Here is a 23427-nt window from a genome sequence, read left to right on the forward strand (position 1 = left end):
CAGAGAATATCAGAAAAAGCCCATTTCTGGGCTTTTAATTGTCTTATTTATTCATTCATAGATACATGCACGTGGTCGTAATGGTTTTCAGTTACGCTACCACGGTCTGGCATTTCGTTCCAAGTATTGGCTGGACCGTAAATGCTATCAAATGGTGCATAGAATTTCTGTTGCCAGATAACATAAGAGATTCCTCTTCCGGTCATGTTAGAAGTAACATCAGCTGCAACCTGATTTCCTAACTCCGTATTGTTGCCAACGATAAAGTCAGCTGCCAAGCCCTTACCATGATCTCCGCTATCGCCTGGACGGTAGAGACTAAATTCTGTAATGCCATATTTAGCTGCTATTTCTTCTTTCAAAGCAGCAGTCTGTGGTCGCAAACCTTCATTAGCAGCATTATTGCTTGTTTGAGTTGCTACAGCTGGGGCAGTGTAGGTTGGTGACTCAATATTAGTAACATCTTGGTTAACTTGCTCTTGGTCTAATTGAGGGGCCGCTTGAGTTACAGCTTCTGCTTGAGTTGCCTCAGGCTGAGCTGGGGTTGCCGGAGCAGCTGGGGCAGTGATAGGCTCAGCAGACTGTGGTTCACTCACTTCCGCAGCAGGTGCCACTTCATTTGAAGCAACTTCTGGAGCTGATTGGACTTCTGCTTGAACTGCTGGAGCCTCAGGAGATACTGGTCCTTCTGCAGGGGCTGGAGCCACTGGAGCTTCAGTCACTGGGGCTGCTGGAGCTTCAGCATTTACTTCAGTTGAAGGAGCCGAAGTTTCTGCCGGAGCTGCCTCAGACTGAACTGGAGTTGCCGGAGCTAGCTCAGAAGCTGGTTCTGTTACAGCTCTTGACGCTTGTGGACTCGTAATTTCTACACCAGTTATTTCGTTTTTATCATTTGTCGTAATATTTAAAACTGTATTTGGATAAATTAGATCAATATTAGCAATCGCGTTAATATGAGCCAGAACATTTACATCCAAGTCAAATGCTTCCGCAATTGTTCCAAGAGTATCGCCATATTGAACTGTATAAGTCTGTTGATTTTCGCTACTAGTAATATCAGCTTTGATTTGATCAACTGTTCTAGCTGTCCAATTTTGTGATTCCTCTTCAGCATTGGCTGTAATCAATGGGAACACTGACAAAGCTACTGTTGAAGCGAATAGCATTTTCTTATTGATTTTCATAAGTAAAGTACACCTTTCTTCATTCATACTACAAATCCCATCTTAACATAATTTCCCCAAGAATAAACCCTTTTTCATCCGATTTAATCGAACTGTCTGACCTTTGTAATATAGAGACGTACTTGTAACATATCTTCAATAGTTAGTAATAAATATACAGGAAACAGGATAGCTTTACTTCTTAATAAAAGGCGATTATACATTGGCATATCAAAGCATTGAAAATGATTTATAGCTTTTTATTTCAGATTTTCACATAGTCAAAGAAAGGCTAAAATAAGGTTTAAAAAAACTAGGCTTGGATTCATCGAATCCATCGTCTAGTTCCTATTTCTTATCTGTATTCTGCTAAAACTGAACCCGACCTAAGCTCTGGGCAAAAAAGAGAAAATCTCCTAGAAGCTATCGCTTCTTCGTCTATTTTCCTATTTTTGCTGTGAGCTCTTAACGGTCTTGGTATCTTATTTCACCTTCATCATTCGGACGAGGCTGGCCCGTTCGGCTTCTTCCAGCTTCATTTCGATGTAGTAGATGGTTTCTTTGAGGTCAGGGATGGTAGCATACTCTAGTCCGTTGACCCGGCGGCGGGTTTTCTCGATTTCATCCGCCATAAGCTGGCAGCTTTTCTCAATTTCAGCCAATCGCAGCAGGTCAGGAAGCAGATCGCTCATGCTTTCAATTGTTTCATCCATCTGGCTGTTAGAAGCCACATAGCTATACACCACGTCTCCCTCGTCATCACCGTAGGGATTGTCAATATGGGCATGCATCTTGGGCACGCGCACACTCATGATATTCTCTGTTTCCACATGCAGATTGACCTCCCGCGTGGGCACAGCGAAAATCTCCTCAACCATGAGGTCGCTCTCCAGCGCCTTGGCCATGACAAAATCCTGCAGGTGACCAACCAGAGCGGATTCGACCTTTTGGCGAAGCTGATTGTTCTCACGAACAGACTCAATGAAGCGCCGCATCAGCTCATCCCGCTTATCCTTGAGCAGTTTATGCCCACGGACAGCCGTTTTGAGACGGGCTTTTAAGTTATTCAGCTCCATCCGAGTCGGCTTGACATTGAGTCTCGTCATCCTTCTTCCTCCTTGGTCTGCGGCAGGTATTGGTCAATCATATCGTCCTTGATCCGCTTGAGTTCCGTTCTTGGTAAAATGGACAGGAGTTCCCAGCCCAGATCCAAGCTTTCCTCGATGGTTCGGTTGGTCTGGAAACCTTGATTGATGTATTCCTGCTCAAAGCGGTCGGTAAAGCGCACATAGAGCTTGTCCGTTTCGGACAGGGCGGATTCTCCCAGAACGACAGCCAACTCCTTGGCCTGCTTGCCTTGCGCATAGGCAGCAAAAAGCTGGTTCATAGTTGCAGCATGGTCTCCTCTGGTCTTACCCTCACCTGAACCCTTGTCCTTAAGACGAGACAGAGATGGCAGGACATTGATGGGCGGACGATAGCCGCTGTTGTAAAGGTCGCGTGAAAGGATAATCTGACCTTCCGTAATATAACCCGTCAAGTCTGGAATCGGATGGGTAATGTCATCCTCTGGCATGGACAGGATCGGAATCTGCGTCACAGAGCCCTTCTTACCTACCAGACGTCCAGCCCGCTCATAGAGGGTTGACAGGTTAGTATAGAGGTAACCCGGATACCCACGACGACCCGGCACTTCACGACGAGCTGCGGAAACTTCCCGCAGGGCTTCACAGTAGTTGGTCATGTCCGTCATGATAACCAGAACGTGCATGTCCTTTTCATAAGCCAGGTACTCGGCTGCTGTCAGGGCAATCCGTGGCGTCGCAATCCGCTCGATAGCTGGGTCATTAGCCAGATTGATAAAGAGCACCGAGCGATCAATGGCTCCTGTCTCCCGGAGGTCATTCATGAAGAACTCAGCTTCCTCAAAGGTAATCCCCATGGCCGCAAAGACCACGGCGAAGTTTTCATCAGAGTTAAGCACTGTGGCCTGACGGGCGATTTGAGCGGCCAATTCCTTGTGGGGCAGACCAGAGCCAGAGAATACTGGCAATTTTTGTCCCCGAACCAAGGTATTGAGGTGGTCGATGGCCGAAACTCCAGTCTGAATAAACTCATCCGGATAATCGCGAGCTACTGGATTGATAGCTTGACCATCAATATCCAGATATTTTTCTGGCAAGATAGCTGGACCGCCATCAATTGGCTTGCCCATGCCATTGAAAATCCGGCCTACCATGTCTTCTGACACTGGCAGCTCTAGCGGACGACCGGTAAAGCGGACCTTGGCTTTTTCCAGATTGATTCCGCTAGAACCTTCAAAAAGCTGGACCATAGCCTTGTCTTCTTGGACTTCCAGAACCTGGCCCTGGCGCTTGCTGCCGTCATGCAACTGGATTTCTACCAATTCATTGAAATGCACGCCAGCGACTTGGTCGACAATCATCAGAGGGCCGACAACTTCACTGACGGTGCGGTATTCTTTAATGACGCTCATTGTCTAGTCCTCCTTGGGCAAGAATCTGGTGTAGGGTTTCCTCGATAGTCTGACTGAGAGCCTGAATTTTTTCCAACTGGTCTTCATGGATAAACTTGCTGCGGGCAATTCGATCACGCAGCTCCACTGTTCCTTCCATGATTTCCCGGAAATAAGCTCCCAGCTCCAAGGCACGATTGGCCTCCGCATCGAAGGTCAGGATATTGCTCAATAAAGCCACCTGTTTTTTGAAAGAAGTATAGGTGTCAACATCATCAAAGGCATTCTGCTGCAGGTAGTCCTCACGAATCATCTTGGCTGCATTCATGGTCAGCCGGTCCTTTTCAGACAAGGAATCTAGGCCCACCAAACGCACGATTTCCTGCAGTTCACTTTCCTTTTGCAGGATATTCATGGCCTTGGTCACCTTTTCTGCCCAAGCAATCTTCTCATGCTGGTCGATATATGCTCCCACTTCGTCTAGATAGAGCGAGTAAGAGCTCAACCAGTTGATAGCTGGGAAATGCCGGCGTTGAGCCAGCTGTGCATCCAAGCCCCAGAAGACCTTGACAATCCGCAGGGTATTTTGCGTTACTGGCTCAGAAATATCTCCACCTGGAGGTGATACGGCTCCGATAGCGGTTATAGAGCCTTCGCGCGCAGTTGAACCGAGCGTCTTGACCCGGCCAGCCCGCTCGTAATACTCAGCAATCCGACTACCAAGATAGGCTGGATAGCCTTCGTCACCCGGCATCTCTTCCAGACGGCCGGACATTTCCCGCAGGGCTTCTGCCCAGCGAGAGGTAGAGTCCGCCATGATGGCCACGGAATAGCCCATGTCACGGAAGTATTCTGCGATCGTAATCCCTGTGTAAATTGACGCTTCCCGAGCCGCTACCGGCATATTGGATGTGTTGGCAATCAGCACCGTCCGCTGCATGATGGACTGGCCAGTTGCTGGGTCAATTAGTTCTGGAAATTCATTGAGTACGTCGGTCATCTCATTGCCACGCTCACCGCAGCCGACATAGATAACAATGTCAACATTGGCAAACTTGGCCACCTGGTGCTGAACCACAGTCTTACCAGCCCCGAAAGGTCCTGGTACGGCTGCTGCTCCGCCCTTGGTTACTGGGAAGAAAGTATCAATGACCCGCTGACCAGTCACCAAAGGCTCAACTGGAATCAGCTTCTGAGCAAAAGGACGCCCACGACGGACCGGCCATTTTTGCATCAGAGTCCCTTTAAAGACAGAACTGTCCGCCTGCTCAATCTCGTAAACAGTTTCTTCAACAGTGAAACTGCCAGCTGAGATATTAGCCAAGCGTCCACTGACGCCGACCGGCACCATGATGCGGTGCTCCACCAGATTGGTCTCCTGCACTGTTCCCAGAATATCGCCAGCCTCAACTGTATCTCCGACAGACAGACTTGGAACAAAGTCCCATTTAGTCTCTCGGTCTAGATTTGGCAGTTGGACACCGCGGACGAGGAAGTCACTCTTCGTGATGGTTTGGAAACGCTCCAAAGGCCGCTGAATTCCGTCAAACATCTGAGAAATCAGACCTGGACCCAGTTCAACAGACAGAGGGCTTCCAGTCGTGATGACTGGCTCTCCCGGACCCAAGCCAGAAGTTTCCTCATAAACCTGAATAGAGGCTTGGTCCCGCCGCATTTCAATAATTTCACCGATCAGCCCCAAATCGCCAACCCGGCAGATATCCTGAATATTCGCTTCCTGCATCCCTGATGCCAGCACCAGAGGACCAGAAACTTTGATAATCTTTCCTTGACTCACAATCTTCCTCCATTCTTGGGAGATTTTTGTTGTTTCTCAATGAAAATCAAAGCTCAAACTAAGCAAGAGTTTGGATTTCATTTCCAAAGAGTATTTTTTGATTCTTGCCGCGAGTTTGAAATCTTTCTTAGCTCGCTCTATGGCAAGGATTGTTTCTTTTTATTTTAAAAATCAGATAAGACTTTTATTTGCTGACCGTTTACGTCAAAATTGTCTGGGCTAAGCCATTTTTCTAGACGACTCTTGACGGCCGGCCAATCCGTGTCAATCATAGACAGCCAGTCCGTATCTCGGTTGCGCCCCTTATAGACAATAGCCTGACGAAACCTACCTTCATAAGTGAAACCAAGCCGCTCTGCTGCTCGCCTTGAAGGCTGATTGAGGGAGTCGCATTTCCATTCATAGCGGCGATACTCCAGCCCTTCAAAGACATAGCGTGCTAGTAAGTACTGGGCTTCTGTAGCCAGCCTAGTGCGCTTCAGCTTAGGCGAATAGGTCACAGCTCCCACTTCGATAACGCGGTTGCCCCGGTCAATCCTCATCAAGGCAAAAGTTCCTAGAGCCTTACCGCTCTCCTTGTCCACAATCGCATAGTGGAAACGATCCTGTGCTGCCAGCATCTGATCTAGCTTCTGGGACCATTCTGCCTGATTTTGGGCAGGAGTTTGAAAGAGATAGGTCCACATATCCACAGGAGAATCCGGACCATACACTTCATACAAATCCGCTCCATGCTTGTCCTTTGACAAACGCTCGATAATAACATACTGGCCTTCGATTCGCTCCAGATTGGGCAAGTCCCCCGGCTGAAAATCCGGTAGAGCATCCCCAATGGGTTGGCCTAGTTCATTCATTCGCATAAAAACCTCACAATATATCCTGTCCGACAGCCTTTTCGACATTTTCATGAATCCGCGAAAGGGCCAGTCCCGTGCTCCCCTTATGGGTAGGAATGAGCACAAGAGCAGGAATCTCCAGCTGGTCATAGTAGGCCAGGGTTTCTGGAATATCAGCAGCCATATCCTCCGTCAGATAGATAATGCCGAAATCTTCACGGGCTAGCCGACGCAGGGTATTGACCGTCTCCTGAGCTTCCTTCACCGGAAAAGTCTGAAAACCAATCAGCTTAAATGGGAGAATGGTGTCGCGATTCCCCACGACAGCAATCTTGTAGCTAATCTTGTCCATAAATCGGTCGCATCCTTTCTCTGATAAGCTCTACTGGCAGCTGATTGTCCATACCGGTCAAAATCAGCCGCAGATTCTTTACTTCTAGCTCCTTACCCAGCAAATAGCGAGCAAGAGGAAGCGGTCCATCTGTCTCAAACTGACCAGCCGCCAGCAACTTAGCCTGCAAGAGGTCCGCTAGATATTCTAACTCTACTGTCGTCAAGGTCTGGTTCCGCATTTTCTCCTCATAGGCGCGCAGATCCAGATCGTAACCACAGGGATTGACCTGGCTAAACCAAGTCAAGAAATCTCCCTGCTCTGCCATCGCAATCCAATTGGCAGCAGAAAGACTCCCTTCATCAGACAGGAGCTGCCTCATAAAGCTATGCGGTTTCTCCAATCCAACAGCCCGCTTGACGGTGATAGCATTGTAAAAATCAATAGTCAGATTCACCAGCTGCAGCAGACGGTCATCTTTCAACTCCTGTGTCAGGCGCTTAAGATGCTGGAAGTAGGCCATGTCCATACCAATCTCCAGCACGCGTACATCTTGATAATCCTGGTATTCCTGCCAGGTCGCAAGCACCTCGTCCAGCATGAAATCTGGACAATACTCAGCCGAAAAGGCCATAACTAGGTGCTCTAAAACCTCCAGCGAATAGGTCCCCACCGGCATCAGAAAATGCTCTAAGGACTGACCTGTCGCCCGACCTTTAAGAAAAACTTTGAGATTGTGGTAGGTATAGCGGAGCGTGAAAATCTCCACTAACTCCTTACTTGGACTGATCTCAAGCGCCCAATTATAAACGGAATACAAATGCTTCATCAGTACTTGCTCAATGGAATTGAGATCCTTGATAGCTTCAGCATCCATGGCATAGACCGTTCCCTGCAGAAGAGCCGAACGGCTGGCAGCATCGTCAGTCTGCAGCAACTGATCATATTGCTGGGGCGTCAAAAAGGAAGCCTCCTGCACGCTAATGGCTGTATTGACTTGAGAGAAGCTTGTTTCACTCATGGTCCGCCTCCTATTCTGCCTGGTCTTTGAAAATATCCTGAGCCAGTCGGTAGCTTTCCTCCTGCCAGACAGAGTCCAGCAAGTCACGATAGAGATAACTATCATCCACTCGTCCTTGACTCAGCACAAAACCTGCCTGACCGGCTATGGACTGGTCTGAAAAGTGTACTTGCGGAAAGGATTTTTTCAAATCTTCCAACTGGATGGAGCTGAATTTCTCAGCTGATAGAGCACCAAAAGTCAGTGTCAACTCTTTCTCTGGGTATTTAGCCAGGACACTCTTCAGAAAATGCTCTTCTTCAGCTGGTGACCAAGCCGACATCTGAGCATAGGCTTCCTCAAAAAGCTCTCTGAGAACCCGCTGCTTGATGACCAGAGTAGACTGGCGCTTTTGATTTTCCAGCTGCTGAATATCGCGCTGACTACGCCGGCTGATTTCTTTCAGCTGCTGCTCCCGCTGTCCAAGCTTTTGCCGAACCAGCTGGGCCTCACGTTCCTTGGCTTCCTGTTCTATTTTCTCAGTAGCCTCGGCCAAAAGCAGACGCCCCTTCTCGTGAGCCTGCTCCAAGACAGAAGCTTTGAGATCTGATATGTCAGACATAAAAGCCTCCTTACTTCACATTCAGAACCATGATGAAGGAAACAACGAAAGCCAAGATGGCGTAGGTTTCAACCATGGCCGCGAGTATTACCCCTTTCATGACCTCTTCCGGACGCTTGGCCAAAATCTGAATACCAGCTGTCGCCACTCGTCCTTGATGCTTGGCTGAAAAGTAACCAACAATGGCAACTGGCAAAGCAGCTAGGAAATAAGCCACACCTGATTGCAGAGCCAATTCTGGCTTGATATTAAAGAAGACTGTAATCCCGATAACAAAGCCGTATAGACCTTGGGTACCTGGCAAAAGCTGCAGAATCAGAGCTTGAGCAAACTTTTCCGGTTGCTCTTTCAAGAGGGCTGCCGCTGCCTGACCAGTGCTTCCAACACCCAGAGCTGAGCCCATCCCGCTGAGAAAGACCGCCAAAGCTACTCCCAGACCTGCAAAAAAGGCGCCGCCATAAGTTCCAAAATATGATGCTAAATGTTCCATGATTTACTCCTATGAAAATGCTGTAACCGTCGTAAAATCAACAGCTAGTTGAATGAATGTTGCTTGTTTTGATGTTGTAGAAAGTGTTTTTATAAAGACGAGTTTCTCATCTCTTACCCTAGTTCCTAATCTTTATTTCTTGCTTTGCTGGACGTATTTCTCACTAGGCTTGAGCGGAGTGAAAGGCTTGCCGCCACCGTCGTAGAATTTTCCGAAGAATTCAACGAAAATCAAACGCGCTCCGTGCACATAACCGGACAGAAAAGATAGAAACATATTAACCAAATGAAGGGCAATAAAGAGCAGAATGCCGATGCTAAAGCGAGCGACAGGTGGAAAAAGGCTGACAATCAAGTTAAAAGCCGAGCCAATGCTGGCTCCCGAAAGCCCCAGAGCCATCAGCCGAGTAAAACTGACAAGGTCTCCTACATAGCCGCTGACATTGTAGAGATTAAAGAGACCTGACCCCAATCCTGCCAAGCTCTTAGCACTGACAATAGACACTGCCAGTATGCCCAGAGCATTGATGATAGCCAGCCACTGACCAATCGTTGCTGCAAAGGCCAAGGATGGGAAGAAATTTCCCAAGGCCAAGAGTAGCAGCCCCAGCAAAATCAGCACCCAAGCAAAGCCCGCATTATAAGCTTCTGCATAATCCTTGAGGCGGATATTTTTCAGACCGCTGAGGAAGAGGCCCGCCAGCACTGTAACAAAGCCAAAGACGACCGAAATAACTAGAATCGTCATGGCGTCGGAGCTGGTACTAATCAGAGCGAAGGGCAGTTCAAAGCCAAAGAAAGAGCCATAAACCAGTCCCCAGATGATGACTGCTACGCCCAACAGGCGGAAGAATCGTAGATTCTTAGCCAGTCCTGGCTTAACATGCAAGAAGTGCAGCGCCAGACTGGTGCCTACAAAGAGCAAAAGGCCGTAGCCGATGTCAGCGACCATCATGCCAAAGAATACAAAATAGAAGAGGGAAACGATAGGGGTTGGATCCTTGTCACCATACTTAGGCAGGGAATACATCTCCGTCACTAGCTCGAAGGGTTCCACCAAGGCATTGTTTTTAAGCTTGGTCGGAACCTTATCTTCCTCATCCTGTCGAACCTCTCTGGTCTGGATGAGAATGCTCTGGCCAAACTGCTCTGTCAAGCAAGCCTCAAGAGCTTGAACTTGATTGCTTTCAATCCAGCCTTCCAAGGCTGCCAGGTTTTGCGTACTTGCTAACTGGTTCTTACTTTCTTGGCGAGAGGAGAGATTGCAGAGATAGTCCAGCTGAACCTTGAGCTGGTCCAACTCATTCTTGGAAGCTGCCAGACTCTTGGTCATAGCATCTGCCACTGCCTTCTGCTGTCGAATATTAGCCTTGAGCTGGGCTACTCGCTCAGCAGGCAGTTCCGCATGGTCGTACTCAAAGGGCTTAAAACCGTACTCTTTCAATACTTTGCGAACTTCTTCCAGAGAGCCTGCCTTGTAAAAAATAAGAACCCCATGCTCCGTATCATCGGTAAAGACTTCCTGAAACTTCAGGTCAGGATGTGCTCCCAGAGTCAGACGCAGAGCGTCGTCATCGGTATTGGGAATCGTCCCAATCAAAGCTCCCAGATGGCTGAAAGTCGCTGCTGCTTGCGGTGTTAGCTCCAAAGGCTCCCACTTCTCCAACGCAGCCACTTCCAAGCGGTCAGCTCCTATCTGATCTTTGGCCTCTTGCAAGACCTTGAGTTGCTTACTGATTCCTTCCAGCAACGCCCCCTCATCGCGAGACTTCCCTGCCTGCTCTAAAGCAGCAAAGGATAGCTCCAAAGGCTCTTCTTTTAAGGCTTCCAGCAGTTTCTTTTTGGGCATAAAGGGCTCCAGATCTGCAATCAGTCTCTCCAGTTTTTCCTGACGACTGAGCAAATCCTGCCGAGATAGCTGCCGATCCGGCTGGCCGACTAAAGACTGTTCAAAGGCTGCCTGCCAGTCCTCTTCCTGTCGCAAATCATGAATCTGAACCGACTCTAAACCCTGTAGGTAAAAGAGAAGCTGGTCTAGCAGTTCCTTGGGCAGGAGCAGAGACAGTTGCCGCATTTTACTAATGGCCATAGGCTTCTACCACCTTCTCTACAATGGCTCGCGCCAAGTCTGCTTTTTTGTCCGTCAGCGCAGCCTCAACCTTGTCCTCATTTTGCTGGGTTGTCTGCTCCAAGTCTTGCTGCAGGAGCACCAACTTTTGCTGGGAACTCGCTGTTAATTCCTCTGCCAGCTTCTGCGTTTCATCGTCATAGGTCAGACCCAGTCGTCTGAGATTTTCATCTACTTGCTGTCGCAGCTCCTGAGCTTGCTTCCTGTAGCCCATCAAAACTTCTTCTGCAGCAGTCTCAATTTCCTGCATTTTTTCAAGTGTTTCATTGGCCATCTATTCACCCCCTCGTTTTCAAAAAACTCGAAAACGGATTTTAAAATCTGCATTCCTAGCTGACTATCCCGCATCTGGTAAACTCATCTTTTGGAATACAGCTTCGTACTTGCATAAATTATAACACATTCTTTCTGAAAACATCTTTTTCAACCAGAGTACTCTCCTGATTCAGAAAATGTCGAACAGCACCTAATCGTCCGGCTTCATTCCCTAGAGCTGCTGCCACCAACTCTCTAGGCAAAAAGCGTGGATCTACTACTTGTTGCTTCATCAGACTTTCAAGACGTGGCAGAATAAGCTCTGATCGGGCTAATATGCCACCGCCGACAATCAACACCTCTGGATTTAGAATATAGGATAGCGTTAAGAGACCTTTAGCTAGACGACCCAAGAATATATCAAGTGTTTCCTGCGCCAGCTTATCTCCTTGATCTACCGCCGCAAAAAAACTACGCCCAGTATGGCCTTGCTCGCCTGTCTTTTGGCTGTATAATGCTAACAAGGCAGTTGTTGATGCCAAGGATTGCCAGTCCTGTCCATCTTCCATGGGCAGATAGCCTACCTCACCAGCGGTATAGGTGGAACCATTGACAATCTTTCCATCATAGATAACGCCACCACCAATGCCTGTACCGACAGTAATCATAACTGCAGAAGCATGACCTTTGGCAGCACCTAGCCAAGCCTCTCCCAGAGTAGCACAATTAACGTCATTTTCAATCGCAATCGGCAAACCAAATTCTTTTAAAATCCGACTACGGAAATCCGTTCCAATATAGCCTGGAATGGTATAGCCTGCGTAACTGATTTTCCCAGCTTGGCTGTCAACTACACCAGCAGATGAAATCGCTACTCCATCTAGCTCAAACTTCTCCTTATAAAATGCTATTAACTGGCAAACCTGCTCTAAAATCTGATTCGTTTTCTTTTCAAAATCGATCTCAGTAGTAACTTCTCGAAATTGATTTAGACTATGTCCATCAGACTGATAGAGATCTGCTTTAATCGTTGTCCCACCGATATCTATTCCAACAATATTCACGATTCATGCTCCTTCTCTTCTTGATTTTCTTCTAAAGCTGAAAGTGTATTTGTAAAGATTTGGCTACGATGATCTCGGTCTAAATCCATATAATAGGCATAGAAAATGTCCATCACGACTAAAACCGGAAACTGAGGAGAGATATTATTGCCCTGTGCTAAGTGCTTCTTGACGGCTACTAGGACCAGTTCATCACACTGCTGCCTCAAGTCGTCGCTATTATTGGAAGTTACCAGCACAGTCTTGGCTCCAACTTTTTTGGCATTCTGAATAGCCTGCGTGATAATTTTAGTCTCACCAGATATGGAAATGCTAATAACCAGACAGTCCGGATCCAGCATAACCCTATTCACCCGAATCATGTGATCATCCGTAATGGCCTTACAAACCATTCCCAACCGCATGAAGCGAAACTCCATTTCCCGAGCCACTAAGCCTGAACTCCCCTGCCCGTAGATATAGACTCGCCCAGCATTGTTAAGCATATCCCCTACGCGCAGGAACTGTTCTTCGTCAATCAAGGAAAAAGTCTTATTAAGCAATTCGCCATAATCAGACAAGACATTTCTGGTCAAATCCCGACTGACATTTTTACTTTCTGAGCTGGATTCCTGAAATTCAAAGATAAACTGCCGATAACCTGAAAAGCCACATTTTTTAGCGAAGCGAGTCAGAGAAGGCACAGAGACATAGAGCTTCTGAGACACAGCCTGAGCCGATAGATTAGCTGTCAGCGCCTCATCAGACAGAAAATAATCTGCAATCTTCTTTTCCAGGTGTGTCAGACTGCCGTATACAGACTCAATCACTGGCAAAATGTTTTTTTCCAAAGAAACCATCAGACTTTCTCCTCCTGCAACTATTTTCTTTATTCTACCACTTTCTCAAAAGTAATTCCAACACTTGCTAGCTCAGTCTCCCTTAGAGACTTGCAGCAAAAAACAAAGCTCAAAACTGACTAAAAAAGCTGGGGCAGCATGTTGAGAACAATCTGTCTTTCTCATCCCGCCCGCAGCCTGTTATACAATTTTTACTTTAAAGACAACCTTACGGATGGGGCCGGCTTCTTCAGCGATCAGTCCAGTCTTATGGGCGTCATTAGGATCCAGCAAGAGCAGGCTGCCAGGAGTGAATATCAGGTCAAACAAGGCTTGCCCAGACATCTGCTGCCAGTCTCCCTCCGCATCATAATCCCCTTCTTCCATATTGGACAAAAAATTATATGAGATGCGTTCTTTTCCTTCAAATAGAACATAAACGTCATAGTAGGCTCGGTGGCTTTCCCACACGCGGTGTTCTTCATCTGTTGTTTCCATTTCAATCACATTGTAAAAGAAATCATTAGAGACTGTATGCGTCCCCTTTTCCTCTTGACTGACATCATGTGTTTTTAAATCCTAAATTGTCAAATTAAGTTAGACTTTTGTCCCAGCCTCATCTCTATTTCTTTATTCAATGGGTTGTATCACAGAACTTTAGAAAGTATATAATTACAAGAATTTACTATTCTGTTTTACAAAAGTTAAGCATTTGTGATTTCTGAAAGCCTTACTTTTCGATCTTCTTTAACTGATAAAGTACATGCATCAGCGGTAGCGATTGATTCTAAAGCAGCTACACCATTGAGAAGTTTTTCATATTCTTCTGTAATTTCTCCACCTTTAATGATGTCATGTAGATATTCCATTTCTTTATCAATACATGTTTGCAACCATAATGGGCAACGTACTCCTGGTTTACCGTACGCAATTGCTCCATCCATACCACGACCGGTATAGATAGCTGTACGGTCATCATCTTCCTCTTGAGTTTCATGAACTAAGAAGTGTGATTCTCCTTCACCTTTAACACGAAGAGTACCGCCAGTATTGAACAAGTCAAGTTTGATAGCTCCTTCAGTTCCTTGAATCAAGACGTAGTGTTCACCCCAACGGAAAGCATTACCATATTCCAAAACAGCATAACGATCATCAGAGTATTCTAAGTTTACAATGAGCATATCATCTTCATCACCAAAGTTTTCACCTTTATGATATACATTGCCTCCTACCATTGTCGCTTTTTCAGGAAGTCCTCCCATGATAAACTGAATGCAATCTAATTCATGAATATGGTGGTACAAATGTCCTCCAGATTGAGAACGAAGTTTCTTCCATGATACAGTTGGTTGTTGTTCTTCCCAACCTGTACGAGCGGCATGGCAATAAAGAACTTTACCGATTTTTCCTTGAGTAATCAATTCTTTAGCATGGTGTACACCGTTAAAGAAGTTCATGATGTGACCAGCCATAAAGATAACATTATTTTCTTTACATGCGTCAACCATGGCTTTACAATCTTCATAAGACAATGCAATTGGCTTTTCACAAAATACGTGTTTGCCATGTTGAGCAGCTTTCACAACCGGTTCACGGTGAAGGTAGCTAGGTGAAGCTACGATCACACAATCAATATCTTCACGTGCTACAAGTTCATCTAAACTTGCACAAACATCTGATCCCAACTCTTGAGCAACTTCTTCTCCGTGATTTGGGTCAAATACCGCAACCACTTTTGCATCTTCAATTTTGTTCATTGAGCGAGCCAAATCAGCGCCAAAATATCCAGCTCCAACAATACCGTAATTTACCATAATTTTTATCCTCTTTCTATATATTTTTAAATTTCAGCTTTAATTCTTTTTCAAATCTTCAATTTTAAATGTTATATATGGTACAACATTTTTCATATGAAGTTCATTACGAGACCATGAATCAAATTTTTCAAACATCAATCCAATTTCATGATTCGGTAACTCTGTCAATGTTGAATATGAGTATCCATAGTTACTATAATCAACATCGTGATGATAACGCCAATCAATTGTATTATCATCATTAATTAGACCAATCCAAATTTGTCCGTGTTTACGAACATTTGTGGAGTTTGGAGTACTTAAAATGACAGCCTTTTCCCATCAATCAATTGACTATAATTGATGATTGATAATTGTGTTTCATAACTTGGATTTGAATCAAATTTCAAATATTCCGGTACACTCCAGGTAGTACCTGCGTCTGTACTTGTTAAATATTTTTTTCATTTTTATTTTTCCTCGTTTAAAACTTTGATAACAAGTTTTTTAACAGGTTCATCATTACAATGAATTTTTGGTTGGTGAAGATCTTCTTCAAAAGTCACCAACATATTCCCTGGAAGCAATTCAACAATTTGATAGTCTTTGCTATCGTAAAAAGCAATATCCTTTTCTTCGCTAAAAGGTACACGTGACTGGGCACGAACTGGGGAAGTTACTGCCATTTTTTCAGTATTTTCAATAACAATATGAATATCTAAATATTTCTTATGAGTTTCAAAAATAGCTCCTGGAACTCCATCAGCTAGATAGATCATACAATTTGCAAAAACATTTTCTCCGTCAATATCAATTTTTCCATCAACTAAATCTGTCAAATTTGTATTTTCTAAAAAATCACAGACTTTTGAAAAATGTTTATTTACAGAAGCATATCGTCTAAAATCAGATTGTTCGGAAATAATCATATTATTTTCTCTTTTCTATTAGTGACGAACTTCCCAACTTGAATCCGCTTTAATTTCTGGAATATCATGAATCGTTGTATATTTAGGTGCAGATACTTTATTTCCAGTAAGAACAGATACAATATAACCTGAAACTACTGATACAGAGATTGAAATCAATGAATATGCCCAGTAGCTAACAGCTGTTGGAGGAAGGAAGTATTTAATAAATACCATGACGATGGTTGATACAATCAGCGCTGCATAAGCACCTTGTTTATTTGCTTTTTTAGAAACAAATCCAAGAATAAATACACCACCAAGTAGACCAAGTACAAGTCCCATGAAACTATTGAACCATTCGTATGCAGATTTAATATCTGAGTGAGCCATGACAATGGAAACACCAATTGAGAATAAACCTACTGCTAGAGATACGAATTGTGCAATTTTCGTACGACGATCATCTGACATATTTTTAGAAATGACATCTTGAATATCCAATGTCCATGAAGTTGCAACAGAGTTCAAACCTGTTGAAATAGTTGATTGAGCTGCTGCATAAATCGCTGCCAAGATCAAACCTGTGATACCTACTGGTAACTGGTATGCAATAAAGTACATAAAGATTTGGTCTTGAGGGATATTGCTAGCTGCACTACCTGCATTTTGTACTTGATAGAATACGTACAAGCCTGTACCAATCAAGTAAAAGACTGTTGCAGTTGCAAGTGACAAGACACCGTTTGTGAACAACATCTTATTAAGTTTTTTAATATTTTGTGTTGTAGTAAAACGTTGAACCAAATCTTGAGATGAAGCATAGGAAGACAAGATTGTAAAGCCTGAACCCATCACAATTAAGAAGATGGAGTTTGAAAGCAAGTTAGGATCGAAAAGTTTTTCATTTGCAGCAAGGAATTTCCCGTTTGCTAATGTTTCTGCTACTGCACCAAAGCCACCTTTAATATTAGCCATCAGTACAAATAAAGCTACAACGACACCACTAATCAGAACCACACCTTGAATAAAGTCTGTCCATAATACGGATTTTAGACCACCAGTATAAGAATAAACAATTGCAACTGCCCCCATCAAAATAATCAAAATATTGATGTCAATTCCTGTCAATACTGATAAACCAGCTGATGGGAGGTACATAATGATAGACATACGTCCCAATTGATAAATAATAAACAAGAGTGCTGAAATAATACGAAGTGCTTTAGAATTAAAACGTTTATCCAAGTAATCATATGCCGTATCGATGTCTATCCGTGCAAAGATAGGTAAGATAAAACGAATTGTCAGTGGAATAGCTACTACCATCCCTAATTGAGCAAACCATAAAATCCAGCTACCTGCATAAGAGTTACCAGCGAGTCCCAAGAAGGAAATCGGACTTAGCATTGTGGCAAAAATGGATACCGAAGTAACATACCAAGGAACCGAACCATCTCCTTTAAAGAACTCTTTTCCTTTCATCTCTTTTTTAGAGAAATAGATACCTGCAACCAACACCACAAGTAAATAAACAATCAAGATAATTAAGTCAATTATTGTAAATCCTGTTGTACCCATAACATATCTCCATATTTATTATAAAAATTCTTTTCGTGCGTGTTGAATAAGTTCTGCTGCTTCTTTTGCAATTACCAGATCTTCTTCATGCAAAGGTTCTAGTGGTTCTCTTACAGAACCAAGATCTAATTTTTCATTTAGACGTAGAATTTCTTTGATCACTGCATAAAGATTTGCTCGACCACTGACCATTTTATAAATGACATCATTGATTGCATATTGCAATTCTTTAGCTGTTTCAAAATCGGATTGTTTGATTAATTCATTCAATTTCAAGAACAAATCAGGCATCACCCCATAAGTCCCACCAATTCCAGCTTTTGCGCCAATAACACGACCACTGATGAACTGTTCATCTGGTCCATTAAAGACAATATGATCTTCCCCACCTTCTGCGACAAAGATTTGAATGTCTTGAGTCGGCATAGAAGAGTTTTTAACCCCAATAACTCGTGGATTTTTACGCATTTCTGCATAGAGGGCTGGTGTCAGGGTTGTCCCAGACAGCTGTGGAATATTGTAGATGACAAAGTCAGTATTCGGAGCCGCTGCACTCATATCGTTCCAGTACTTAGCGATAGAATAGTCCGGCAAACGGAAGTAAATAGGAGGAATAGCAGCGATGGCATCAACACCCAAACTTTCAGCGTGCTTAGCCAGTTCTACACTGTCCTTAGTGTTGTTGCAAGCCACATGGGCGATAACTGTCAGTTTACCCTTAGCCACTTCCATGACATTTTCTAAAATTAATTTCCGGTCTGCTACACTGAGGTAAATACACTCACCAGAAGAACCATTAACATAGACACCCTTAACTCCCTTATCAATAAAGTACTGAGTCAAAGCGCGAACACGTTCTGGGCTTACTTCCCCTGCTTCATCATAACAAGCATAAAAAGCTGGAATGACACCTTCATATTTTTCTAATTTTGACATATTCTTCCTCTTTTCTATTCTTTCGTTGCGTCTGCAAACTTCCTTGTAATCAGCTGCGGCCGTGTAATGGCAGATCCAACTACCACACTAAAGGCTCCCAGCTCTAGAACCCTTTTCACCTTTTCAGGGCTATCAATATTCCCCTCAGCAATCAGAGGGTGCTGAATCTCAGCTAAAGCTTTTCGGATGATTTCAAAGTCATTGGCTTCAATCTTATCTCCCTGGCTCTGACTAGTATAGCCCACCAAGGTTGTTCCGATAAAATCAAATCCCATTCGATCAGCTTCCAGCATCTCGTCAAGAGTTGAACAATCAGCCATCAAAAGCTGCTGAGGATATTTTTCTTTCACTTTCTGGAAAAATGCTTTTAAACTCTCTCCTTGAGGTCTACTAGAATTTGTCGCATCTAAAGCGATAATCTCCGGATGGGCTTCCATCAGCTCATCTACTTCCACCATAGTTGGTGTAATAAAAGCTTGAGCGTCTGGATAATCTCTCTTGATAATCCCAATAACTGGCAAATCCACCGCTTCTTTAATCGCCTTGATGTCTATAACCGAGTTAGCCCGAATTCCGCTAGCACCTCCTTCTTTGGCCGCCACTGCCATACGAGCCATGATAAAGTCGCTATGTAATGGTTCGTTTGGTAGAGCCTGACACGACACAATTAACTTATGTCTCAACTCTTCCATTTGATTCCTATCCTCCTTACTCATTATTTGTAAGCCTTTACATTCATTATCTTAACATTTATTGCAATTAGTTTCAATATGTTTTTATTTTTAGAAAGTACTTTCTCTTCAATCCTTCTGTATTACCATTTAATGACTAATTCATCAGAACCCAAACCACATATTCATAAATCCCTTTAAACATTTCAATATTTTTTGGAAAAACGAAAAGAACCTGATAATCGTAAAATCCTATATAGTAGCATGGTTGATAACATCTATTCTTTGAGGCTACTTGAAAATTTTTATGTTTATCTTCTTGCCTTACTTTCTATACATAACAAAGCTCTCATAAGATATTTAAATTTTTTTACTTTCTTTTTCATTTTTCTCATCTTCCTGCGAATAGTTAAGTGTAAGCAAAATCGCTTAACAAACTGTAAAGGAGTAGCAAGATGTTTTTATTACCACTTTTCTGGCCTCTATTTTTCAAAATCTAAAAGATTGGAGATAATAATGAAAGAATTCAAAGAACTAACCAAACAAGAGTTAGAAGAAACAAGTGGCGGAGTTGCCATGCCTGCCTTATGGTTTTTTAGACGCCAAGCCCCTTCAGGAAATCGACGGTCCTCTAGATTTGCACTTCTCATTCTCTAGACCATAGATGAGATAAGGCTCAACCGCTAGTCCTAAAGCTAGCTTCACTTCTACCAACTTAACAGTTGGCAACCTATATAATAAAGGAGAATATACAATGGAAAATATGACAACAATTGAAAACCACTACCTAGCCCTAACTGAAGATGAATTGATGAATGTGGAAGGGGGAGAATTCTTCACTGCTACTATTGCGGGTATTGCTGTATGGAAAATTGGAGTAGCAGCTCTATCTGGACTAAGCCTAGGTTATTTAATTAACCGCTAAAACCCTATACTTATATAAAAGGAGAATAACATGAGTAATTTCAATAGCATTGATAAATATGAAACACTAACTGAGACAAGCTTGGCAGAAATCCAAGGTGGTGATTTAGGAGTTTTAGTCGGAATTTTCGCTGCTGCATATGTTATTGGTAGTGACTTAGCTAGACGAAAAAAATAGACCATTATGTTATCTAAAAAAGAAATAGTTATAACTGTCTTGTATCTTGTCTATGTCATTTTTTATGTATTAAACGATATGCATGTTCTGAAAATTGGCAACCTTCCTAATCTATTAGTTCCAACTATCCTATTTTTCTGTCTAAGGTACGAATTCAGACGAAATAGGGAACATAAAAGAAAGCCTGTGTCCAAAGACATACAGTAAACTACTGCTGGATTTGATCCAAACACCATTTCAGTTGATGTTTGCCAATCAAAAGCCAGCCTATTAATCTAAACAAACCAGATGAGCAATATGAACTCATCTGGTTTTTAAATTCATTAACCAGGATAAAAGAAGTTACTCCATTCAGATAAAATCATCCTATTCTCAACTTTTCAACAAGCAAAACTGTCTACAAACTACCAAACAAGGGGCCAAAATCTAGATAAGATCTGCTTATTGTTATCATTCCATAAAGCCCTTTTGGGGAATATTGAAACTCTTTTGCTGATCAATATACGAAAATCCCTCACTCATGCGAGCGAGGGATTTTTTTATGATCTTTACAGGAGTTTTTCACTCCTTCAGCCATGTACTTATTTACGACGTCCTGGACGTTCTTTGTAACCGTAGTAAGAATCTTCAATGATTTCTTGCATATGGTCAACCATTGGAAGACGTGGGTTAGCTGGAGAACATTGGTCTTCATAGGCAAGGAAGGCTAATTCACGTGAATGTTTCTTCCATTCTTTTTCGTCGATTCCTTGAGCCTTAAAGTTCATTTGGATACCAACGCGCTCACCAAGTTCGTAGACTGCTTTTGCGTAAGCTTCTACACCTTCTTCTGGAGTAGAAGCTGGTAAGCCAAGCATACGAGCAATATCTTGGTATTTTTCATCAGCACGGTAGTAGTTGTATTTAGGCCATGTCGCTGTCTTAGCTGGACGTGTACCATTGTAGCGGATTACGTATGGAAGCAAGATAGCATTTGTACGACCGTGGATAGTGTGGAATTGCGCACCGATCTTATGAGCCATTGAGTGAGAAATACCCAAGAAAGCATTGGCGAAAGCCATACCAGCAATAGTTGAAGCATTATGCATCTTTTCACGTGAATGGAAATCTGCATTCTTCACAGAGCTTTCAAGATTTTCAAAAACAAGTTTGATTGCTTGAAGGGCAAGACCATCGGTGTAGTCGCTGGCCATTTGAGATACGTATGCTTCTGTTGCGTGAGTCAATACGTCCATACCAGTATCAGCAGCAACAAATCCTGGAACCGTTAATACCAAAGCAGGGTCTACGATGGCTACAGTAGGAGTCAATGAGTAGTCAGCGATTGGGTATTTACGGTTGTTAGCCTTATCAGAGATAACGGCAAACGGTGTTACTTCAGATCCTGTACCAGATGTTGTTGGGATTGCGATAAACTTAGTCTTCTTACCAAGCAATGGGAACTTGAAGGCACGTTTACGGATATCCATGAATTTTTGAACAAGGTCACGGAAGTCAACTTCTGGTTGTTCATAGAAGAGCCACATTACTTTAGCTGCGTCCATTGGTGAACCACCACCAAGTGCAATGATTGTATCAGGTTTGAAGGAACGCATGATCTCTGTACCACGTTCAACTGTTGTGATATCTGGATCTGGTTCTACGTCAGCAAAGATTTGATAAACAACCTTATTACGACGAAGATCGAGTTGTTCGATGATGCGATCTAGGAAACCAAGCTCTACCATAGCATGGTCTGTAACGATCATGACACGCTCTACGTCACGACATTTTTGAAGGTATTGAATTGAGTCACGTTCAAAGTATGTTTTTGAAGGAAGTTTCATCCATTGCATGTTATTTCTCCGTCTTCCGACTTTTTTGATGTTCAAGAGGTTGATGGCGCTGACGTTATCTCCAACTGAGTTGCGTCCGTAAGAACCACATCCAAGTGTCAATGATGGCAAAAAGGCATTATAAACGTCCCCGATACCACCGAAAGTAGAAGGTGAGTTACAGATAACACGAATAGCTTTAACTGCTTTACCAAATTCTTTAGTCAATTCTTCATCTGCAGTATGGATGGCAGCTGAGTGACCAAGACCGTTAAATTCAACCATTTGACGAGCCTTGTTAATTCCGTCTTCACGGCTATCAGATTTCAAAACTGCGATAACTGGAGATAATTTTTCACGAGTTAACGGCTCTTTTTCGCCAACTTCTTTACATTCTGCAGCAAGGATATTGGTTCCTTCTGGAACTGTAAATCCTGCTTGTTCTGCAATCCAAGCTGCTGGCTTACCTACGATATCTGCATTAAGCTTCGCACCAGCACAGTTCTTACTGTTTGCCTTAGCACCGAAGCAGAATTCTTCCAACAGAGCTTTTTCTTTCTTATTTACAAAGTAAGTATGGTAAGACTTGAATTCTTCTACAAATTCATCGTAAATTTCTTTGTCAATGATAACAGCTTGCTCAGAGGCACAGACCATACCATTATCAAAGGACTTAGACATAACGATATCATGAGCTGCCTGACGGATATTAGCGGATTTTTCAACATAAGCTGGTACGTTTCCGGCACCTACCCCAAGGGCAGGTTTTCCACATGAATAGGCAGCCTTCACCATTGCATTACCACCAGTTGCAAGGATTGTTGCCACTCCTTCATGGTTCATAAGAGCGCTAGTTGCTTCCATAGACGGTTGCGTAATCCATTGAATACAGTTTTCAGGAGCACCCGCTGCGATTGCTGCATCACGAACGATTTGAGCTGCATGAGCAGATGATTCTTGAGCAGATGGGTGGAAAGCAAAGACAATTGGGTTACGAGTCTTCAATGAAATCAAAGACTTAAAGATTGCAGTTGAAGTTGGGTTTGTTGTAGGAGTAATCCCGCAGACAACACCAACCGGCTCAGCAATCAAAGTTAAACCTGTTACATCATCTTCTTCGATAACACCAACAGTCTTCGTGTGACGCATGTTGTTTACCACGTGTTCACAGGCGAATAGGTTTTTTGTTGCCTTATCTTCAAAGACTCCACGACCTGTTTCTTCATAAGCATGAAGTGCCAATTCTCCATGGGCATCAAGTGCTGCAACAGAAGCTTTAGCTACAATGTAGTCGACTTGTTCTTGGTCCAATTTGCGCATTTCATCAAGAGCAACCAAGGCTTTTTGTACTAACTCATCTACATGCTTTTCAGCTGCGAGTTTCTTTTCCTCAGGTGTCACAGTTTTTTTATCAGCCATATTTTCCTCCATAGCTTTCAAGGAATTTATCCTTTGTTAATTTTTTCACAATTTCATTATAACCCATTTGCTTTCCTTTGTAAACACTTTCGCTTACATTTCACAAACTTTTTTATTATTGTTTGTGAAATGTATTTCAATCTCCATTTATTGCTGCGACTACCTCTATTTTTTTGTGAAATCAAATTTTATAATAATTTTATTTCACATAGATTCATTT

General features: G+C 43.4%; 21 protein-coding genes and 2 pseudogenes. 2 read left to right on the forward strand and 21 right to left on the reverse strand.

Annotated elements, in window-relative coordinates; translation table 11 throughout:
- Positions 1 to 47: 47 nt before the first annotated feature.
- The 20 genes and pseudogenes from HMPREF2780_RS05650 to HMPREF2780_RS05745 all read right to left on the reverse strand — a co-directional run bounded on the left by HMPREF2780_RS05650 (position 48) and on the right by HMPREF2780_RS05745 (position 18917).
- On the reverse strand, positions 48 to 1184 hold the full coding sequence (locus tag HMPREF2780_RS05650; RefSeq protein ID WP_096754883.1) for a LysM peptidoglycan-binding domain-containing protein: 1137 nt from the start codon (positions 1182 to 1184) through the stop codon (positions 48 to 50).
- A 461-nt stretch (positions 1185 to 1645) separates the two neighbouring features.
- Positions 1646 to 2269, reverse strand: a complete 624-nt coding sequence (locus HMPREF2780_RS05655; protein ID WP_045772662.1) for a V-type ATP synthase subunit D — start codon at positions 2267 to 2269, stop codon at positions 1646 to 1648.
- Entirely contained in the window at positions 2266 to 3660 is a 1395-nt protein-coding gene (locus tag HMPREF2780_RS05660; protein ID WP_096754884.1) for a V-type ATP synthase subunit B, read from the reverse strand. Before HMPREF2780_RS05660 ends, HMPREF2780_RS05655 begins: the two co-directional genes overlap by 4 nt.
- A complete protein-coding gene (locus HMPREF2780_RS05665; RefSeq protein WP_096754885.1) occupies positions 3647 to 5437 on the reverse strand; it encodes a V-type ATP synthase subunit A in 1791 nt (596 codons plus the stop codon). Before HMPREF2780_RS05665 ends, HMPREF2780_RS05660 begins: the two co-directional genes overlap by 14 nt.
- Before the next feature lie 164 nt (positions 5438 to 5601).
- Positions 5602 to 6297, reverse strand: a complete 696-nt coding sequence (locus HMPREF2780_RS05670; RefSeq protein ID WP_096754886.1) for a GNAT family N-acetyltransferase — start codon at positions 6295 to 6297, stop codon at positions 5602 to 5604.
- Positions 6298 to 6304: 7 nt separating this feature from the next.
- The gene (locus HMPREF2780_RS05675) at positions 6305 to 6625 is read right to left on the reverse strand and encodes a V-type ATP synthase subunit F (RefSeq protein WP_096754887.1); all 321 of its coding nucleotides are present in this window, start codon (positions 6623 to 6625) and stop codon (positions 6305 to 6307) included.
- A complete protein-coding gene (locus HMPREF2780_RS05680; RefSeq protein WP_096754888.1) occupies positions 6612 to 7625 on the reverse strand; it encodes a V-type ATPase subunit in 1014 nt (337 codons plus the stop codon). Before HMPREF2780_RS05680 ends, HMPREF2780_RS05675 begins: the two co-directional genes overlap by 14 nt.
- Before the next feature lie 10 nt (positions 7626 to 7635).
- A complete protein-coding gene (locus HMPREF2780_RS05685; protein ID WP_096754889.1) occupies positions 7636 to 8226 on the reverse strand; it encodes a hypothetical protein in 591 nt (196 codons plus the stop codon).
- Positions 8227 to 8236: 10 nt separating this feature from the next.
- A complete protein-coding gene (locus HMPREF2780_RS05690) occupies positions 8237 to 8716 on the reverse strand; it encodes a V-type ATP synthase subunit K (RefSeq protein WP_002898768.1) in 480 nt (159 codons plus the stop codon).
- 132 nt (positions 8717 to 8848) lie between these two features.
- Positions 8849 to 10804, reverse strand: a complete 1956-nt coding sequence (locus HMPREF2780_RS05695; RefSeq protein ID WP_105026344.1) for a V-type ATP synthase subunit I — start codon at positions 10802 to 10804, stop codon at positions 8849 to 8851.
- The gene (locus HMPREF2780_RS05700; RefSeq protein WP_008808152.1) at positions 10794 to 11117 is read right to left on the reverse strand and encodes a hypothetical protein; all 324 of its coding nucleotides are present in this window, start codon (positions 11115 to 11117) and stop codon (positions 10794 to 10796) included. Before HMPREF2780_RS05700 ends, HMPREF2780_RS05695 begins: the two co-directional genes overlap by 11 nt.
- A gap of 118 nt (positions 11118 to 11235) precedes the next feature.
- Positions 11236 to 12162 (reverse strand): ROK family protein, encoded by a 927-nt coding sequence (locus tag HMPREF2780_RS05705; protein WP_061582625.1) that lies wholly within the window; start codon positions 12160 to 12162, stop codon positions 11236 to 11238.
- Positions 12159 to 13001 (reverse strand): MurR/RpiR family transcriptional regulator, encoded by an 843-nt coding sequence (locus HMPREF2780_RS05710; RefSeq protein ID WP_061582624.1) that lies wholly within the window; start codon positions 12999 to 13001, stop codon positions 12159 to 12161. The genes HMPREF2780_RS05705 and HMPREF2780_RS05710 overlap by 4 nt, the downstream gene beginning before the upstream one ends.
- A gap of 180 nt (positions 13002 to 13181) precedes the next feature.
- Positions 13182 to 13556, reverse strand: a pseudogene (locus tag HMPREF2780_RS05715) (YhcH/YjgK/YiaL family protein); the annotation flags it as partial.
- A gap of 128 nt (positions 13557 to 13684) precedes the next feature.
- Entirely contained in the window at positions 13685 to 14794 is a 1110-nt protein-coding gene (locus HMPREF2780_RS05720; protein WP_002917876.1) for a Gfo/Idh/MocA family protein, read from the reverse strand.
- 39 nt (positions 14795 to 14833) lie between these two features.
- Positions 14834 to 15234 (reverse strand): annotated as a pseudogene (locus HMPREF2780_RS11765) (sialidase); the annotation flags it as partial.
- Between the two features lie 12 nt (positions 15235 to 15246).
- Positions 15247 to 15705 carry a NanQ anomerase/TabA/YiaL family protein gene (locus HMPREF2780_RS05730; protein ID WP_002917878.1) on the reverse strand — a complete coding sequence of 153 codons (459 nt, stop codon included), beginning with the start codon at positions 15703 to 15705 and terminating at the stop codon, positions 15247 to 15249.
- Positions 15706 to 15723: 18 nt separating this feature from the next.
- Positions 15724 to 17265, reverse strand: a complete 1542-nt coding sequence (locus HMPREF2780_RS05735; protein WP_048779164.1) for a sodium:solute symporter family protein — start codon at positions 17263 to 17265, stop codon at positions 15724 to 15726.
- 18 nt (positions 17266 to 17283) lie between these two features.
- Positions 17284 to 18201, reverse strand: a complete 918-nt coding sequence (locus HMPREF2780_RS05740; RefSeq protein WP_061582623.1) for a dihydrodipicolinate synthase family protein — start codon at positions 18199 to 18201, stop codon at positions 17284 to 17286.
- Positions 18202 to 18215: 14 nt separating this feature from the next.
- Positions 18216 to 18917 carry an N-acetylmannosamine-6-phosphate 2-epimerase gene (locus tag HMPREF2780_RS05745; protein ID WP_008808147.1) on the reverse strand — a complete coding sequence of 234 codons (702 nt, stop codon included), beginning with the start codon at positions 18915 to 18917 and terminating at the stop codon, positions 18216 to 18218.
- A 709-nt stretch (positions 18918 to 19626) separates the two neighbouring features.
- On the opposite strand from HMPREF2780_RS05745, the gene HMPREF2780_RS05755 reads away from it, so the two are divergent.
- A complete protein-coding gene (locus tag HMPREF2780_RS05755; protein ID WP_008808145.1) occupies positions 19627 to 19797 on the forward strand; it encodes a hypothetical protein in 171 nt (56 codons plus the stop codon).
- A gap of 30 nt (positions 19798 to 19827) precedes the next feature.
- On the forward strand, positions 19828 to 19974 hold the full coding sequence (locus HMPREF2780_RS11590) for a hypothetical protein (RefSeq protein WP_020992837.1): 147 nt from the start codon (positions 19828 to 19830) through the stop codon (positions 19972 to 19974).
- 581 nt (positions 19975 to 20555) lie between these two features.
- Here the strand turns inward: HMPREF2780_RS11590 and adhE are convergent.
- Positions 20556 to 23207: a bifunctional acetaldehyde-CoA/alcohol dehydrogenase gene (adhE, locus tag HMPREF2780_RS05760; protein WP_105026345.1), complete on the reverse strand. Its 2652-nt coding sequence runs from the start codon at positions 23205 to 23207 to the stop codon at positions 20556 to 20558.
- Positions 23208 to 23427 lie beyond the last annotated feature (220 nt).

The organism is Streptococcus sp. HMSC062B01, from assembly GCF_001811085.1.
Taxonomy (GTDB): Bacteria; Bacillota; Bacilli; order Lactobacillales; family Streptococcaceae; genus Streptococcus; species Streptococcus gordonii.